The sequence below is a fragment of the Streptomyces sp. NPDC088246 genome (assembly GCF_044741025.1).
Taxonomy (GTDB): domain Bacteria; phylum Actinomycetota; class Actinomycetes; order Streptomycetales; family Streptomycetaceae; genus Streptomyces.
Map to the genome: position 1 here is coordinate 127491 of NZ_JBIURV010000001.1, position 16830 is coordinate 144320.

At 68.6% G+C, this 16830-nt stretch carries 16 protein-coding genes and 2 pseudogenes; 9 read left to right on the forward strand and 9 right to left on the reverse strand.

What is annotated here, in order from left to right:
* From ACIPEK_RS00600 to cpt, 3 genes are all read left to right on the forward strand, one after another.
* A partial coding sequence (locus ACIPEK_RS00600; RefSeq protein WP_401989453.1) for a tectonin domain-containing protein occupies positions 1-376 on the forward strand: 376 nt, incomplete at its 5' end.
* A 419-nt stretch (positions 377-795) separates the two neighbouring features.
* Positions 796-2625: an acyl-CoA dehydrogenase gene (locus ACIPEK_RS00605; RefSeq protein ID WP_401989454.1), complete on the forward strand. Its 1830-nt coding sequence runs from the start codon at positions 796-798 to the stop codon at positions 2623-2625.
* 108 nt (positions 2626-2733) lie between these two features.
* A complete protein-coding gene (cpt, locus tag ACIPEK_RS00610) occupies positions 2734-3255 on the forward strand; it encodes a chloramphenicol phosphotransferase CPT (RefSeq protein WP_401989772.1) in 522 nt (173 codons plus the stop codon).
* Positions 3256-3291: 36 nt separating this feature from the next.
* On the opposite strand, the pseudogene ACIPEK_RS00615 reads toward cpt, so the two are convergent.
* From ACIPEK_RS00615 to ACIPEK_RS00625, 3 genes and pseudogenes are all read right to left on the reverse strand, one after another.
* A pseudogene (locus tag ACIPEK_RS00615) lies at positions 3292-3764 on the reverse strand (GNAT family N-acetyltransferase).
* 133 nt (positions 3765-3897) lie between these two features.
* Positions 3898-4737, reverse strand: coding sequence for a hypothetical protein (locus tag ACIPEK_RS00620; protein ID WP_401989455.1), 840 nt, complete (start codon positions 4735-4737; stop codon positions 3898-3900).
* A 257-nt stretch (positions 4738-4994) separates the two neighbouring features.
* A complete protein-coding gene (locus ACIPEK_RS00625; protein ID WP_401989456.1) occupies positions 4995-5600 on the reverse strand; it encodes a DinB family protein in 606 nt (201 codons plus the stop codon).
* 114 nt (positions 5601-5714) lie between these two features.
* Here ACIPEK_RS00625 and ACIPEK_RS00630 point away from each other — a divergent pair, with 114 nt between their 5' ends.
* Complete coding sequence (locus ACIPEK_RS00630; protein ID WP_401989457.1) at positions 5715-5924, forward strand: hypothetical protein; 210 nt, start codon at positions 5715-5717, stop codon at positions 5922-5924.
* 40 nt (positions 5925-5964) lie between these two features.
* On the opposite strand, the gene ACIPEK_RS00635 is transcribed toward ACIPEK_RS00630, so the two are convergent.
* The 4 genes from ACIPEK_RS00635 to ACIPEK_RS00650 form a co-directional block, all read right to left on the reverse strand.
* Entirely contained in the window at positions 5965-8532 is a 2568-nt protein-coding gene (locus ACIPEK_RS00635) for an FtsX-like permease family protein (protein ID WP_401989774.1), read from the reverse strand.
* On the reverse strand, positions 8532-9317 hold the full coding sequence (locus ACIPEK_RS00640; RefSeq protein ID WP_401989458.1) for an ABC transporter ATP-binding protein: 786 nt from the start codon (positions 9315-9317) through the stop codon (positions 8532-8534). Before ACIPEK_RS00640 ends, ACIPEK_RS00635 begins: the two co-directional genes overlap by 1 nt.
* A 243-nt stretch (positions 9318-9560) precedes the next feature.
* The gene (locus tag ACIPEK_RS00645; protein WP_401989459.1) at positions 9561-10769 is read right to left on the reverse strand and encodes an MFS transporter; all 1209 of its coding nucleotides are present in this window, start codon (positions 10767-10769) and stop codon (positions 9561-9563) included.
* Between the two features lie 87 nt (positions 10770-10856).
* Entirely contained in the window at positions 10857-11168 is a 312-nt protein-coding gene (locus ACIPEK_RS00650; RefSeq protein WP_401989460.1) for an ArsR/SmtB family transcription factor, read from the reverse strand.
* A 344-nt stretch (positions 11169-11512) separates the two neighbouring features.
* Between ACIPEK_RS00650 and ACIPEK_RS00655 the strand changes: the two genes are divergently transcribed.
* The gene (locus ACIPEK_RS00655) at positions 11513-12292 is read left to right on the forward strand and encodes a hypothetical protein (RefSeq protein WP_401989461.1); all 780 of its coding nucleotides are present in this window, start codon (positions 11513-11515) and stop codon (positions 12290-12292) included.
* 123 nt (positions 12293-12415) lie between these two features.
* Here ACIPEK_RS00655 and ACIPEK_RS00660 read toward each other — a convergent pair whose 3' ends face one another.
* Entirely contained in the window at positions 12416-12862 is a 447-nt protein-coding gene (locus ACIPEK_RS00660; protein ID WP_401989462.1) for an alpha/beta fold hydrolase, read from the reverse strand.
* A 281-nt stretch (positions 12863-13143) separates the two neighbouring features.
* Here ACIPEK_RS00660 and ACIPEK_RS00665 point away from each other — a divergent pair, with 281 nt between their 5' ends.
* Positions 13144-13524 carry an antibiotic biosynthesis monooxygenase family protein gene (locus ACIPEK_RS00665; protein WP_401989463.1) on the forward strand — a complete coding sequence of 127 codons (381 nt, stop codon included), beginning with the start codon at positions 13144-13146 and terminating at the stop codon, positions 13522-13524.
* Positions 13525-13578: 54 nt separating this feature from the next.
* Positions 13579-13698 (forward strand): annotated as a pseudogene (locus ACIPEK_RS00670) (IS630 family transposase); the annotation flags it as partial.
* Positions 13699-13703: 5 nt separating this feature from the next.
* On the opposite strand, the gene bla reads toward ACIPEK_RS00670, so the two are convergent.
* On the reverse strand, positions 13704-14633 hold the full coding sequence (gene bla / locus ACIPEK_RS00675) for a class A beta-lactamase (protein ID WP_401989464.1): 930 nt from the start codon (positions 14631-14633) through the stop codon (positions 13704-13706).
* Positions 14634-14878: 245 nt separating this feature from the next.
* Between bla and ACIPEK_RS00680 the strand changes: the two genes are divergently transcribed.
* Together ACIPEK_RS00680 and ACIPEK_RS00685 are read left to right on the forward strand one after the other, a co-directional pair.
* Positions 14879-15790, forward strand: a complete 912-nt coding sequence (locus ACIPEK_RS00680; protein WP_401989776.1) for a LysR family transcriptional regulator — start codon at positions 14879-14881, stop codon at positions 15788-15790.
* A gap of 2 nt (positions 15791-15792) precedes the next feature.
* Positions 15793-16695, forward strand: coding sequence for a serine hydrolase (locus tag ACIPEK_RS00685; RefSeq protein ID WP_401989778.1), 903 nt, complete (start codon positions 15793-15795; stop codon positions 16693-16695).
* Positions 16696-16830 lie beyond the last annotated feature (135 nt).

The following is a 16830-nucleotide window of genomic DNA, read 5'->3' on the forward strand; positions in this document are numbered from 1 at the left end:
GTACCGGTACACCGGGCATGACTCCAACCCGTGGGTCGGTATCCCCGGTAAGGCGGTGGACATCGGTGTGGCCGCCGACGGCACCGTCTGGCATGTCAACTCCGCCGGCGGGATCTACCGCTACACCGGGGATCAGGGCTCTACCGACTGGGTCGCCGTCTCCGGCGGCCTCACCCGTATCTCGGTCGGGTCCAGGACTCATGTGTGGGGTGTGAACTCTCTGGGCCAGATGTACCGGTACACCGGGCATGACTCCAACCCGTGGGTCGGTATCCCCGGTAAGGCGGTGGACATCGGTGTGGCCGCCGACGGCACCGTCTGGCATGTCAACTCCGATGGCGCGATCTACCGCTACACGGGAGACCAACCGAGCTGACCCCAGGCAGCAACTGCGAGGGGCCCCTGTTCGGAATGGCAGAGGCCTCTCGTGGCTGAGCAATCAGCGCGGCCGGGGCGCTGCCACGTTGCCCGCCCTCCGCAACGGACGAAAATTGAAGGTGCTCCGCGAGGCAACAGAGGGCATGACCGAGGAGGGTGAGCAGCCACAGTGTTCCCACTCCGGCAACAGCTCGGAGTGCGCCCCCGCGCACAGCCGACCGCTCGGAACTCTCACTCCGCGGCGTGGCATTGACGGCCCCCAGGCGTATTGATCAGGAGCGTCGAGGGGGGCCTCACGCACTCCCGGAGAGCAGGGAAACCCGCACCTCGAAACGAGCCAGTACCAACATCCAAGTGATCTCAATCGTGTTGATCATCACGCCGTGCTAACTGAACGTATGAGCTAGCGTTCCGAAAGTGATCAAGACCTCAATCCCCTCTGACCAGGCCTCTTCGACCGTCGCAGCGCTGACGCGGGCGCTCTTCGGCGAACGGCTGGATCAGCTCCACGAGCCCTGGCGCAAGCTGTTCAGTACTGAGCCATTCAGCTTCAGAGAAGGGCTGTCGCCCGATGAACGTGCCGCACTGTCCTACGAGCGTTTACATCTGATCAACGAGGCACTCGACAGCCCCGAGGACTTCGTGGTCGATGTGGAACGACTCACGGCACTCCATGAATGGGTCGGCCCGGTGGACGCGGGATTGGGAACGGTGGCGAGCATCCACTACAACCTCTTCCTCGGCAGCCTCCTCGAACACACGTCGGGCCCGAACCGCGATCTGCGGGAGTTCGCCGAGCTGCGGCGTACAGGAACGTTTCTGTGCACGGAGGCCGGGCACGGCAACAGCGCCTCCCAGCTGGAGACCACCGCCACGTACGACCGAACCGCGGGCGAGTTCGTGCTGAACACTCCCAATGTGGCCGCCCGCAAGTTCATGCCGAACACCAGCTCCACCGGCGGCCCCAAAACCGCTGTCGTCGCTGCCCGCCTCATCACGGACGGCAAGGACCAGGGCGTCTTCCTGTTTCTTACTCCTCTCAGCGACGAGACCGGGCGACCGATGCCAGGAGTCGAGATACGCAGGCTGCCCCAGACAGCCACCGCCCCTGTCGACCACTGCATCACATCCTTTGACAACGTCCGGCTGCCACAAGAAGCGCTTCTGCAGTCCGACCACGGACGCCTCACACCGGAAGGCGTCTTCACGAGTTCGATCGGCAGCCCCCGAAAGCGCTTCCTGCACTCCATCGGCCGCGTCACCGCCGGCAAGCTCTGCATGAGCGCCTACAGCCTCGGTGTCACGCGCCACGCGCTCGCTGTAGCCGTACGGCACGCCCACGCGAGGCAGACTTCCGGCGTGACGGCCGGCGGCAGCGTTCCGCTGTTCGCTCACCGCAGCCACCACGCTCCGCTCGTCGACGCCATCGCCACCACCTACGCCGCGACTCTCCTGCACCGCGCCGCGGTACGGCAGTGGGCGCAGGCAACGGAGCCGGAGCGGGAGAACGGCGAGCGGTTCGCAGCCATAGCCAAGGGCTGGATCACCTGGCGGGCCCGCGCCGTCATGACCGAGTGCCGTGAACGCTGCGGTGCGCAGGGACTCTTCCTGGCCAACGGAATCGCGGGCCAGTTGGCAGCCAACGAGGGAACCATCACCGCGGAGGGTGACAACCTCGTCATCTGGGTCAAGGCCGCCGGCGAAATGCTTCTTGGACACTTCACTCCGAAGGAGCCCCATGACGCGCCGCCCGAGGCTCGCGACCTCGACGATCCGGCCTTCCTCCAAGACCTGTTGGCGGACATCGAACGCATCTGGCACCAGCGCGCACGTACGCGCCTGCGCAGCGCACCGGCCGGCAATCCCCTCAACCGGTGGAACACCACTGTCACACCGGCTCTGGAACTGGTCGACGCCTACGCACACAGCCAGGCCGCCCAAGCTCTTCTGGACGCCGCCGACCAGGCTCCTCACCCCGAAGCACAGCGCCAGCTGCGTTTGCTGCACCGCCTGTTCACCCTGCGCCGTGTGGCGGCTCACAGTGGAGACCTGCTTGCGGAGGGCTACCTGACCAGCGCTCAGGTGAGGCAGCTCCCCGACGCGGCCGAGAGTGTCGTCGCGGACCTCGCACCCGAGGCCTTGACCCTCACGAACGGATTCGCCGTCGTGGAGGACGTTCTCCTCGACCATCCCATCAATCATCCTGCTGCCTTCGATGGCATCGAAGACGGCCTGCTGCGGCGGTGAGAGCATCAAAGTGAGATCTGCGAGCCGTGAACGCCCGGCGGCGTCGTGTCGGCAAAAGGGCGTGTCACCCGGGGGACACGGTTCTGGAGTGGCGCGGTGATGACGCGGATGATCGTGCTCAACGGTGGCTCCAGCTCGGGGAAGTCCGGGATCGCCCGGTGCCTGCAGGCGGTCCTGCCGGACCCCTGGCTGGCCTTCGGGGTCGACACACTGATCCAGGCGATGCCCGCGTCCATGCAGGCGTCGGACGCGGGCATCGAGTTCGCTCCGGACGGTGAGGTGATCGTCGGCTCCGGGTTCCGTACGTTGGAGACGGCGTGGATCGAGGGTGTCGCCACGATGGCCCGGGCCGGAGCCAGGGTCATCGTCGACGAGGTCTTCCTCGGCGGGGCGGCGTCGCAGCAGCGATGGCAGAAGGCGCTCGGTGGAGTGCAGGTGTTGTGGGTGGGCGTCCGGTGCGAGAGCGCGGTTGCCGCAGCCCGTGAGATCGCGCGCGGCGACCGGGTCACGGGAATGGCGGCGTCGCAGGCGGACGTGGTCCACCGGGGCGTGCTCTACGACCTGGAGGTGGACACGACGCGGAGCGAGTCCATGGAGTGCGCGCGGATCATCGCCGACCGCATCGAGTGATCCATTGGGTTGCTGTGGCCGCTTACGGCCACAGCACTACACGTCGCCGAGCTCCAGCTCACCGACGACCTGGTCCCCGCTCATCTCCCCGGTCAGCCGGAAACCGAGCTTCAGATAGAACTTCTCGGGCCCGTGCGCCCCGGGAACCCAGGTCACGGTCGTTCGCGTCTGCCCGCGCCGCCGTATCTCCTCGCACACCGCCCCCACGGCGAAGCGGCCGTAACCGCGACCCTGTTCATCGGCGGAGATGTTCAGCCGCCAGAGCCCGGAGCGGAGCCTGTCATCCGGCTTGTCCGGATCGAACCGGACATCGAAGAAGGCCATGACGAAGCCCACGAGCCGCTCACCGTCGAAGATCAGCCGGGGCCAGGCGACCTCGGGTGCGGCATACGCCTGAGCCAGCGACCAGGCGACCGGCTTCACGAGTCCTGGTCGGGGCGTACTTTCAGCAGGCAGGCGGCCTCGACGTTGTCGGACGTGACCTTTTCGAGGCGAAGTGATGAAGACATGCCTGCAACCTACAGAGCGTGCTGAAAAACCATCGGGATCAACCACCGAAGCGCGATGCAGGAGCGCCTTCGCCCCCGCTACGGCCATCGGGCCGTGACGGGGGCGTCTGAACGAATTCCCTTGCAGGAAGCGTCAGTTGGCGGGCGCCTGGTACAGGCCTCGGCCGGCGCGGTGCGCCCGGGAGGTGCCGACGAGCCGGTCCAGGGTGCTGCGTACGGTGTTGATGCTGTTGGGGGTGAGCTCACGCCCCAGGGCCTTCGTGACCTCGCGGGCACGGACAGGGGTGTCGCCGAACGTGGACAGCACCTTCATGGCCATCTCGGTGAGGCTGCCGCTGTCGTCGACGGCAGGCGTGGCAGGCGCGGCAGGCGCTGCCTTCTTCGGCGCCCGGGCCTTTGCGGGCTTGGCGTCCTTTGCGGGCGCGGTGGCCTTTGCGGGCTTGGCGGCCTTGGCGGGCGCGGTGGCCTTTGCGGGCGCCGTGGCCTTCGCGGGCTTGGCGGACTTGGTGGCGACGGCCTTCTTGGCCTGCCCGCGCTCGCTCTTCGGCTTGGCGGGAGCCTGCTTGCGGCCCTTGGGCGCGGAAGTCTTCCGGGCGGTGCGGCGCGCGGGAGTGGCCGCTGCCGGCTCCTGCGGGACCTCCGCCGGGACGGCGGCGTCAATGGAATTCTGAGCCTGCTGCGGAATCTTGGGAGCGGCAACGCTCTCGGTCTTCGCCTCCGCCTTGACGTCCTCGGCTTCCGCCTTGACGTCCTCTGCCTTGACCTCCTGCGCCTCCGTGTTCGAGGAGGAAACAGGGGAGGTGGACAGCGAGCGCAGGGCCGTCAGTGCGGTCCGCACCGATTCCAGGCGCTCGGTGACGGTCGCGAGCTCCTTTTCCAGGGTTTGCTGGTGCTGTTCCAGGCGAGGAAGTTCCGCCTGCAGCAAGGCAGTTGTAGCATCGATGGTGCCGAGTGTGTTGGTCTCGGAGGTCATGTTGTCGCCCTTCTCTCCCGGCCGACCGATGGTGACCGATGTGTTGCAGCGTACGGTGCGTTGTGTTGTGGCCGGAAATCGACCTTCGGTGCGAACTGTCAAGAGGCACCTTCAGCGCTGACTGCCAGTCTCCTGAAACTCCCTGTCGCGCGTACCGGAGACGGCTCGATCGGCACTCATTCGGCCGCACATGCTTCACTGGACCCGGCCCGCTCCAGCCGCCGCCTCCAGCTCCCTTCCGCCCCGGTCACCTGCCGTCAGCCGTCGCCGGCCACATCGCCGCCGCGCGAGGCGGCCTCAACCATGCGCGCCGTGGTGCTGGCACCGTCCAGCGCCTCGCGGACGATGTCCGCGTGCCCACTGTGGTGCGCGATCTCCCGGAAAACATGCAACAGTACGTGGCGGACGGTCCACGTGATCGGTTCCGGCGGCGACCAGGGATACTGCGGGAGAGTCACGAGGCGGTCGAGGTCGGGCTCCTGCCGGACCGTGCGATCGAACTCCGCTGCCGCCGCGTGGAACGCATCGAGCAGCCCGGCCAGGGTCTCGCCCTTGGTCATCCGGGTGCCGTCGGGGTCGAGATCGGCCCGGTCGACCTCGCCCGGCGCCGTACCGTCGACCACCGCGAGCCAAGTCCGTTGTACCTCGCCGAGATGCTTGAGCGGGCCGCCGAGCGTCAGCTCGCTGACGGTGGTGGCGACGCCGGCCTGCTCATCGCCGACGCCCGCGACGGTATGGAGAAAGTTGGTGCGCTGATCAGCAACGAGCGCGAGCAGATCCTCGCGCCCCCCGCCCGGTAAAGTCGTTCGCGCTCGTCGTCCCCATGGGCCACGGCCCTCCTGGTCGGCTCGTGGGAGCCACACTAGGGCCTCTCTTGAGTCGTGATCACGCGGCGGGGCGGAGGCTGCGGCGCCGGATCACCGCCCTGCGCAGGTGGAGCGCGGCGGTAATTTCCGACCGGCCGAAGGAATGTCCACATGTCCGAGACCCGTACGCTTTCCCTGCCGCTTTCGGCAGCAGCGGCCGGCGCCGTCGTGGAACTGACCGAGGCCGAGCAGAACGCACTCGTCGCCGTCGTCGAGCAGCTGAGCCCGAAGTGGTTCGCGGACGGCAGGATCGGTGATCTCCGCTGGCTGGACGCCGCACGCGATGCCTCCGTGCAGCACTCAGGGGTGCACGGGAGCTGAACTGCCGTACACCCCTGAGGTGTTGACGTGGTGCGTCGGCCTACTGGCGGGCGTTGATGACGTCCGCCGGGCGTCCGCCGAGTGCGACGCGGCCGGGGACCAGCGTCGCCACCGCGGTGAGCACCGCGGCGAAGCCGAGGACCCCGAGGAACATCGGCAGGTCGACGGACGGCTGGGCGGCGCCCGTCATCCCGACGCTGAATGCGGTGAGCACCGCGAGCGAGATGGCCGTGCCGAGCACCGCGGCGACCAGGACGATCAGGGCGGACTCGATCCTGAGCATCGACATCACCTGGCGGCGGGTCGTGCCGACGAGCCGCAGCAGGGCGAACTCGCGGGTGCGGTCCGAAACCGACATGGCCAGGGTGTTGACCACGGCGATCGCGGTGAACGCGATGATCAGGCCCATCGCGAGGTAGTTGACCTCGGCGTTGGACTGCTGCACGTCGGCCTGGAGGTCGTCGACCTGGGTGCGGTCGAGGACGCCGATGCCCGGGAAGCGCTTGAGGGCGCCGGTCAGCTGCTCGCGGCCCGCCTTGCCGTCACCGGCCGTCTTGACGAGGACGGAGGAGGCGAGCGGGTTGTCGACGTGCCGGGCGACCACGTCGTGCGACATGGTCAGGTCGCCGAATCCCAGCCCCCGTTCGTAGACGGCGACGACCTTCAGCTCGGCCACAGTGGCGTCGCCGAGCGTCACCTTGAGCGTGTCGCCGGGCTTCTTGCCGAGGTGGTCGGCGGAGACGTCGCTCATCGCGATGCTCTTGTCCCCGAAGCCCTTGAGGCTGCCCCGGGAGACGTCCGGGTCCCAGTTCGTGGTGAGGCCCTGTGCGGAGATGCCCTGCGCCGGGTACTTGTCGAGGCCGACGCGGACCTGGGTCCGGACGATCTCGGTGACCTGGGTGACGCCCGGTACGGCGCGCAGCGCGTCCGTCGCCTCGGCGGGGACGCCGGGGCCGTTCGAAGCGACCACCCAGTCCGCCTTGTTGCCCGCCTTGGCCTGGGCCGAGGCGGCGTCGCCCATGGTGGTCTGCACGAACAGGACGGTGCAGGCCATGCCGATGAGCAGGACCAGTGGGGTGACGGCAGCGGCCATCCGCTTGGCGTTGGCCCGGGCGTTGGCGGTCGCAAGGTGACCGCCGACGCGCGAGAACTTCAGCGGGATCCCGAGGATCGCGACGGCGATGCGGGCGATGACCGGGCCGAGCAGCGAGACCGCGACGGCGAGGACCACGACGGACAGGAACGTGACGGGCTGCGAGGCCGGTTCGGTGCGCAGGAAGCCCAGCAGGACGACCACACCGATACCGAGGGCCAGGACGAGCATCCCCACGCCGAGCCGTCCCCACGCGAAGTGGCGCTGTTCCATGGACGCCTCGGACAGGGCCTCGGCCGGGCGGATGCGGGCGGTGCGGCGTGCGGAGATGCGGGCCGCGACCCACGCCCCGAGCAGGGCCGCGCCGATGGCGGCGGCGAACGGCACGAAGCTGAAGGTGAGTTCGAGGGTGTCGGGGATGGCCTTGAAGTCGATGAACTTGCTGTGCAGCCAGTACGCGATGGGCAGACCCACGACCGAGCCGAGTCCGCCCGCAAGGCCGCCGATGATCAGGGCCTCGCGGCCGATCAGCTGGCGGACCTGCTTGGGAGTCGCGGCGACGGCACGCAGCAGGGCGAGCTCGCGGTAACGCTGTTGGATGGAGAGCGCGAACGTGCCGACGACGACGAGGATCGCGACGAGCAGCGACGTACCGCCCATGGCGCCGCCCATGGAGACGAGCTTGACCCGGGCCTTGCCCGCGTCGAGGAACTCGATGGGGCCGCGCTCGCCACCGGTGGCGACGGCGTACTTGCGGCCGTCGCCGGCGAGGGCCTTCTTGGCCTCGTCCGCGAGTTCGCTCGCCAAGACGCCGGGCTTGGGCAGCAGGCCGACGGTCGCGACCTGGCCGGCCCGTCCGGAGAGGTTGCGGGCGGTCTCGTCGGAGAAGAACAGCGAGGTCTGCTGGTGCAGGTCGCCGCCCTTGGCCGCCGCGATGCCGCTGACCTTGTACGTCGTCGGGGCGCCGGTCGACTGGATGACGAGGCTGCTGCCGGTCTTGAGGCCGGTGCGGGCCGCGAGTTCCCGGTCGAGGACGACCTCGTCGGCGCCCGCGGGTGCCGTGCCGTCGGTCAGCTCGAACGGGGTCAGTGCGGCGGAGGACCAGGCGTGGCCGTAGGACGGCTTGCCGTCGATGCCCGGCACGATCTGGCCCTGGGGGCCGACCGCGTACGCCGGGAAGTTCGTCTCGGGCACCGCCTTGCGTACACCGGGCAGGCCGACGAGGGTCTCGGTGGTCCCCGCGGGCAGCCAGACCCGCTCGGCCAGCGGCTTCGCCTTGTGCTTCTCCTTGATCTTGCCTTTCTTCTCCTTGATGGTGGTCTGGTGGACGTTCTGGTCGGCGCCGACGATGACCGGGGCGGCGGCGTAGCGCTCGGTGGCGATGGTGCCGCGCAGACCGGTCTCCAGGAGGATGCCGCAAGCGGTGACCAGGGCGGCGGCGCAGAACAGGGCGAGGAAGGCGCCGATGAAGCCGCCCTTCCTGGCCTTGAGCGTCTGCAGCGCGTAGCGCAGCATCAGGCCCACGCTCCCAGGTGTGTCATGCGCTCGGCGACAAGGTCGGCGGTCGGGGCATCCATCTGTCCGGCGATCTTGCCGTCGGCCAGGAAGAGGACGGTGTCCGCGTACGAGGCGGCCACCGGGTCGTGGGTGACCATGACGACGGTCTGGCCGGTCTCGGTCACGCAGGAGCGCAGCAGGGAGAGGATCTCCTTGGCGGTCACGGTGTCGAGGGCGCCGGTCGGCTCGTCGCCGAAGATGACGTCGGGCCGGGTGATGAGGGCGCGGGCGATGGCGACGCGCTGCTGCTGGCCGCCGGAGAGTTCGGCGGGCCGGTGGGCGGCCCGGCCGCCCAGGCCGACGCGGCCGAGGATCTCGTCGAGCCAGTTCTTGTCGAGGCTCTCGCCCGCGAGGCGCAGTGGCAGCTCGACGTTCTGACGGACCGACAGGGACGGGATGAGGTTGAACGCCTGGAAGACGAAGCCGATGCGCCGGCGGCGCAGCTTCGTCAGCTGGGTCTCGTTCATGTCGTTGAGCTGGGTGTCCCCGATGTAGGACTGGCCCGTGGTCGGCTTGTCGAGGCCGGCCGCGCAGTGCAGGAACGTCGACTTGCCGGAGCCCGACGGGCCCATCACCGCGGTGAAGGAGCCGCGCTCGATCCCTACGGAGACCCCGTCCAGGGCGCGGACGCTGCGGCCGTTCCTGCCGTACACCTTGGTCACGTCGGCCAGACGAAGGGCGTGCCCCCGGTTGACCGTGTTGTGGCCGTTGTCGAGGGAAGGGCGGCTCGTCTCGGTCACCATGTTGCGACCTGTCCTCTCCATAGTGCGGTTCCGGGTCTCAGGGGGGTGATCTTCGAGCGTATATGGCATCGAGTCGAGCGTGGTCCGTAGTTCTGCATTCGCTCTACTCCGGTGCCGTTCGGGGCAGTTGACCCGGTGCTCGCCGGTGGGCCGAGGCACGTCTGCGGCGCTGCATCTGGGCCGCGACGGCGGCGACCGGACAGGCCGCGTACGAGGCAGTCCCGATGACCGGCGCCGGTCGGCTCAGCTCCGGACGTCCCCGAGTGTCCGCACCTCCTGGCCGGCGGGCGGCGCCTGTTGCGCACCGGCGCGGTCCAGTCCCAGCCTCAGAGCCATGGCAATCAAGGCAGCAATCGCGAACCCGCTTCCTGCCCAGGCGAGTTGACGGGCACCGTACTCGGCCAGGACCCAGCCCCCGACCGCGGTTCCGACGGTGATGCCGAGGTTCGAGAACGAGATGAAGAGGCTGTTGCCGAACTCGGGCGCGTCGACGGCGTCCCTCCCCAGCCAGCTCTGGCTCACGATGAGCCCGCCCGAGTGCACGGCCCCCCAGACCAGTACGGCCACAACCATCGGCGCGAACAGCGGGCCGACGGCGTACAGGAGCACGTAGACGAGCAGACACAGGACGGGGTAGGCGACCACCGTACGAATCAGGTTGCGCCGCAACAGGCCGCCGAAGACGAAATTCCCGAGGATCATGATGACGCCGAATGCCATCAGCATGGCGCTGACCCAGGTGCCGTCCATGTGCGTGACCTGGCCGAGGTACTCGGCGAAGTAGCCGTAGACCGAGAACATCGCCGCGAAGACGAGGACGACCGATGCGATGGTCAGCCACATCCGGGACCGCTTGAGAACGCTCAACTGGGCACCGTAGGACACCCGTTGCCCGACAGGCATCGACGGTACGAACCGCAGGATGCCGAGGAAGGCGATCAGGTTGACGAGCGCACCGAACCAGAACGCCGACGCCAGGGACACATGCTCGGCGAGGTACGAGGTCAGCGGCACGCCGAAGGCGAAGCCGACGGTGACTCCGCCGAACACGGTCGTCGTGGCCCGGGTCGCGTCCCCGGCGGGCACCAGCCGCGCGGCGGTAGCGAGCGCGACAGCGAAGAATACGGGGTGGAAGAGGGCGGGAACGACGCGGAAGGCCAGCATCACCTCGTACTGCGTGGTGAGCGCGTAGACGGCATTGGAGGCGGCGAACACCGCGATTGCGGCGGCGAGCACCTTCTTGCGGTCGATGCCGGAGGCGAGCAGTGTGGTGAACGGCCCGGACACGGCGATGACCAGGGCAAAGACGCCGACGAGCCACCCCGCGGCGGACGGCGTGACACCGAGCTCGGCCGAGACCTGGGGGAGTACGCCGACCATGCCCATCTCGGTGGTGATGATCCCGAACACGCCCAGGGCGAGCACGAGGACGGTGAGGGAGGTCTTTCTCATCGCGACCTTTCATCAAATCTAGAAAAGTAGATACATTGAGCTGTGAGAGAAGGTGTGCGCACGGAAATCGAGTGGGCTACCGGTGAGCTACAGCTCGTCGCGGACGTGCGCGGCGAACTCGGCGATCACCGTTTCGTTGCGTCGGTAGTACGTCCACTTGCCGATGCGTTCCGAGGTGAGCAGCCCCGCGTCCTTCAGGGTCTGCAAGTAGCCTGACACCACCGACTGCGCCAGCCCGGCACGCTTCTGGATGTCACCGACGCACACGCCGATGTGGAAGCCGAGCCCCTGCTGTCGGTAGGAGTTCTCGTCGAAGTACTTCGCCGGCTCCTTGAGCCACTGCATGAACTGCAGGCGCGCGGGATTGGCGAGCGCCTTGTGTACGGCCAGCGGATCCACCGGTCTGCCTCTCCATGCTCTCTACAGGAACGCATCTAGCTTTCGCGATATGTAGTGACAAGTCAAATCGATCCGCGTCGCCCGCCCCTCCGGCAGCTCCGAGGAGTCGGAACGATCTTTCCTTGCATCCGGTCGGTCTCGCTGAGCTCATGGGCCTTGGCTGCGGCCTCCAGCGGCAGCACCTGACCGACTGCCTCAGGGAGGCGTCTGTCGCCGGCGTGCCCGCTGGGAGATGCGGTTCTGCCCCGAGCGCGTAGTGATGCTGCCCCAGGTCTGCCCCGGGGGGCGCTTCTCAGAGGCAGGCCGCTGTTGTGAGCATGGAGACCGGCCAGGAGGAGGGACGTATGCGCGCACAGTCCTCGCTGGAGGCGGAGTCCGCTCACGCTCAGGCAGCGCGGTCACGGCGGAGCGGCGAGCGAGGCGGAGTGGCGGCGGTGAGTGACGGAGCGCCGCCGCCGGGGTCGCTGCTCGCCCTGCAGCGCAGCGTCGGGAACGCCGCGGTCGCAGCCATGATCAAGCGGAGCCGCCACGAACACGGCCCCGGGTGCGGCCCGGCCGAATCCGGCGGGGCCGTCGGTGTCGTGCAGCGCGCCAAGAAGAAGGACTGGAAGCTCGGGTCGACGAGCAACGAGCTGGCCGCCGTGAAGACGGCGCACTCCAGCGGTCCACTGGTCGATACGCTGCACCACATCATTCCCAAGTCGCTCTTCCAGCCGTTCCTCGCCGTGCTGACCCCCGCTCAGGAGCAGCAGATCAGCACCACGCTGGCGCCACTCGCCCCCAAAGCGTTCGGCGCGCCCGACGTCGACAAGGCGCTGAAGAACATGCCGGCCAACTTCCGCGTCGGCCCCCGGCCCGAGGACAGGACCGACGACCCGGGAGACGGCCTCGACCTGAACAAGGACGCCAAGGGTGACACCACGCCCCGCTCCGCCGAGCTCGAGAACGCCTTCAATTACATGACGGCCGCCATCAACGCGGGGGCGGTCACCCAGGCGGACTTCGAAAGCAAGTTCCTCGCCCCGGTCGAGGCGGCGTGCAGGCTGCATGGGACCAACATCAACATCGACCCCGCACGGGGGACATGGTTGCAGGACAGCAGCGGCAAGTACCACATGCCCTAGCCTCGCCGTCTCGGTTGGGATGAGGCCGGGCGCGGGGGGCGAGGGCAGTGCCAGGCTCTGACATCTGGAGTCGCTCCGCCGGTCAGAGGCAGGCAAGGCGGCTGACGGAGCGGCCCGGACGCCTCATGCGTGGAGAACCTGTTCCGCCGTCTCCCGGACCGCGTCGGCCAGGGTGTCAGGAGCGGTGAGGTGGGCGACGTGTCCCTGGCCGGCGAGCGTGACGATCCGCGCGTTCGGCAGGGTTGTCGCCAGGTCGGCCAGGCGCTCGCGCAAGTGGGCGGGACTGAGGTCTCCCTTGACCAGGGTCGTCGGCATTCCGAGCGTCGCGAAGCGATTAGTGCCGACGCCGAGCGCGTCGATCGCCTCGTCATCGGCGATCAGCGCCTCCGCGTGGGCGGAGAGCGCCGCTCGCACCCGCTGGTCGGCGAACATCGCATCGACCGCGCCCGCGGGCATGCGGACGATGTCGCGCATGTGGATCCGTATCGCCTCGACCGGGTCGCCCGCGTCGAGCGCCGTACGGGCGTGAACCCCCGGCCAGTGGGGGTCTGCGCTGTGATGCGCGGCCACCGCAGGATCTCCGGTTGTCCTCACAAGCCATCGGTGATCAACGCGGTGGCCGTCCTCATGCCCGCGCCACGCCCGACGTCGAATCCGAGTGACGTCGGACTAGCCGCATCAGCCAACGTTCGCCCTGGTGTTCCCCGTCCCTTGCGCCGTTCTGTGAGCCGTGGCCGTTTCCGGGAGTTGGGGGAGAGCTCGGACGGCTTTGGTCAAGAGCCCGATCCCTCATGTATCCCGTTCAGGAAAGACGCTGGATCGTTGGGCGCATCCCGCCTTACGGTGGCGCCATGAGCGATCACTCGGAAGCGCCTGTCGCGCCCGTCGAGGCCTATGAACCCCCCTACTACGTGGCTGTCTTCACTACGGTGCGAACCCAGGATCAGAGCGGCTACAGCGAGACCAACGCACGCATGGAAGACCTGGTGAAAGGCGTCCCTGGGTTCCTGGGGATGGACCACGCGCAGACTCCCGGCGGGCTGGGCATCACCGTCGGGTACTTCCGCGACGCCGACGCCCTTACGGAGTGGCGGTGCAACGCCGAGCACCGCGCGGCGCAAAAGCGTGGGCAAGCCGAGTGGTACCAGAGCTATACGCTGCATGTGGCGAAAGTGGAGCGGAGCCACGGGTTCATGCGAGCGCAGGTCCTGCAGAGCCCGACAGCAGGCTGACCAACCGAAGTCACCTCCTGGTCCGGTGAAGCGCCGTCCCGCCAGGCTGTCCGGGTGGCAGAACGAGTACGCGTCCGCGAGATCGATGACGACGAGGGCAAGCGCCTGCTGCGGATCATCCGCAGGGGCACCGGCTCGGTGGTGACCTGGCGGCGGGCCCAGAATTGCCTGATGCGGCACTAGGTGAGAGTGGCCACCACGTACGCGGCGGCCTCGGCGAGGAGGGCCTGATCGTACTCGGCGTCCTTGGTGGCCTTGCTGGACATGATCGCGATGACGAGTGGCGCGGCATTCGGGGGCCACACCACAGCTATGTCGTTGAGGGTGCCGTAGTCACCGGTCCCGGTCTTGTCCGCCACGTTCCATCCCCGCGGTACGCCGGCCCGGATACGTTGCGCGCCGGCAGCGGTGGCGTTGCGTTCCAGCAGGTGGCGGAGGAAGGTGCGCTTGTCCGTCGGCAGGGCGTCCCCCAGCAGGATCTTCCGGTAGTTGGTACCGAACGCCCGGGGCGAGGTGGTGTCGCGGGGGTCTCCCGGGGTGGCTTGCGCGATCGTCGGCTCGATCCGGTCCATCCTGGTGACCGTGTCGCCGAGGCTGCGCACGTACGCCGTGAACCGGGCCGGCCCGCCGAGATCGCGGAGCAGGAGATTTCCGGCCGTTCCGTCGCTGTAGCGGACCGCGGCATCACACAGCTGTCGGATCGTCATTCCGGTGGCCACATGCCGCCTGGTGATGGCCGAGCTCTTCATCAGGTCGCCTTCGGTGTACCTGATGACCGTATCCAGGTGCGACAGCGGATTGCGGTGCAGGACCGCCGCTGCCGCCAGCCCCTTGAACGTCGAGCAGAACGCGAACCGTTCGTCCGCCCGGTGGGTGATGGTGGCCCCGGTGCCGGTGGCGAGGGCGTACACCCCCAAGCGTGCTTCGAACTTCCTCTCCAATGCTGCCAGTTGACTGTGGCGAGCGCTCGCCGTGGCGGAGGGGGATGAGGGCGCGCCCGCTGACGGTCGCGTCGCTGTCCTCTTGCCCTCCGCGCATCCGGCCAACGGCAGGAGTGCCGCCACCCCTAGAAGCGCGCGGCGTGTGATGGCCGGCTGTCGTGGCGTCATGGTCTTCCCTCCACCGGGGCGAGTTACGACTACGGCAAGCGGGCTCGAGTTCGCTTGCCGCAGATGGGGTGACCGCCTGGCAGTATTTCCCCTCCGGAAGCTCATTACCGGCAAACAGGTATCTACCTCGAGAGATGACCCAGGTCGGGCAGAAGGCAATCTGGCATCCGGCAGTACATGCTGTCCAAGACAGAAATGCGCAGACCCATGCTGATCCGGCATAGCTATAGGCTCCGGCCGTGGACATGGTCAGGGCCTGCGAGGCGTTCGTGGCGGTGAGTGGGCATGGCAGCTTCACCGTCGGTGCCGCTGCGGCAGGCATGCCGCAGTCGGTCGTCAGCCGGCGGATCGCCGCCCTGGAGGAGCACTTCGGCGCCAAGCTGTTCGACCGGTCGTCACGAAACGTCACTCTGACCCCGTTCGGCCGGGACATGCTGTCCTCGGCCCGGCGGCTGGTCGAACTCGTCGAGGCGATGGAGCACGACGCCGAGTGTGCCAAGCGACGCCGGTTCCGGCTGGCCGTACCGGCGGTCTCCGCCCCACGCCGGCTCGCCGGGCTCGTTGCCGAGGCGCGTCGGCACGACCTGAATCTCGCCCTGCACACAGCCGGGCCGGGTGAACGCGCGGCGCTCGCCCGGACGTTGGAGGTCCGGGCGGCGATCGTGTCCGTACCCGCGGACGGAGCGCCATGGCGGATACCGTTGGGGCTGGCCGGCAGCGCCGAGCCGGCGGGGCAGACGATATACGTGGAAAACCTGCGCGCGGGCCGGGCCGGACGTAACGCACGCCGACGACGCGTCTGGATCCAGCCGGAGGACGACGTGCCGCACGTACGCGACCGGGTGATCCGCTTACGGGACGGGGTCGGCCTCCAACCCGCCCAGGTCGTGGTCTCGGCCTCACTCGTCGACGCCGCGGCCGAGGTGCTCGGCTCGGCCGACCTGTTGCTCTGCTCCGCCGTCCAGGCCGACGAACTGGGGCTGTACTGGCGGCCGATCGGCGAGTTGGAGCTGGTACGGGGTTACGACGTCGAGGCCGGACTGCGCGAGGACGCCCAGCGCATCCGGACCCTCCCGCTCGCCACGATCGGGCGCTGCCTCGGCATGTCGGACCACGGTAGCCGGAGCGGCGACGTGCCGGGCGATGGTGAGGCGTAGTGGTGGGGACGACCAAGGTCCTGCGCGATGCGAGGGAGGCCCTGCACGACGGCGGCCTGCGCGGCTCGTTCCTCGTGCGTGACCTCGACACCGGCGATGAACTCGCGATCGACGCCGAGGTGGAGTATCCGATCGCTTCCCTGGTCAAGGTGCCGCTCGCGATCGCCACACTGGAACGTGTCGGACGCGGCGAACTCGACCTGGCCGCAACGATCGTGGTGCAGCCCGGCCGCGTCACCGTGCCGGGACCGACCGGCCTGACCAAGTTCCGGCACCCGGCCACGGTCGCGCTCGAGGACCTGCTGTATCTCAGCACGGCGATCAGCGACGGCACCGCGGCCGACGCGCTGTTCGCCCTCACCCCGCCCGCCGCGGTCACCGCGGAGCTGCGGCGGCTCGGCTACGACGGCATCGTGGTACGCCACCTCATGGGGGACCTCACCCAGACGCCGGCCGAACGGTTCGCGCCGACCGAGGTGCACCTTGCCCACGCCCTCGCCATCGGCGCGGCGACAGCGGGACAGGGGCATCCCGTGGCCCAGCTCGACATCAGCCGCGCGAACGTCGGGTCGGCCCGGACCTTCGTCGACCTGCTGGAGGGATTGTGGCGGCCGACGACGATCCAGCCCGCCACCGCGGCGCGGGTCCGCGAGCTGATGACGAACAACGTGATCCGGCAGCGACTGGCTCCCGACTTCAGCTCCGACGCGTCCCGGTGGTCGTCGAAGACCGGTACGTTGCTCAACCTCCGACACGAGGCCGGGGTCGTCGAGCACGCCGACGGGCAGACGTTCGCCGTCGCCGCCCTCACCGAATCCCGCGTACCGGCCGTGCTGCAGCCCGAGACGGAAGCACTGATGGCACAGGTCGCCCGGACGCTCCGCGACCAGTTGCGGATGGCCTGAACGGATGGACGCTCCCACCACTCCTGACTGGCTCAACGGGTCTTCGCCCGATGAGCCGTCAGGTGCGCCCTCACCGCCCGGTTGGCCTCTCAGCCGTCGGGGAACTCGACCGGGACGTTCAGGTGGACCGGCTCG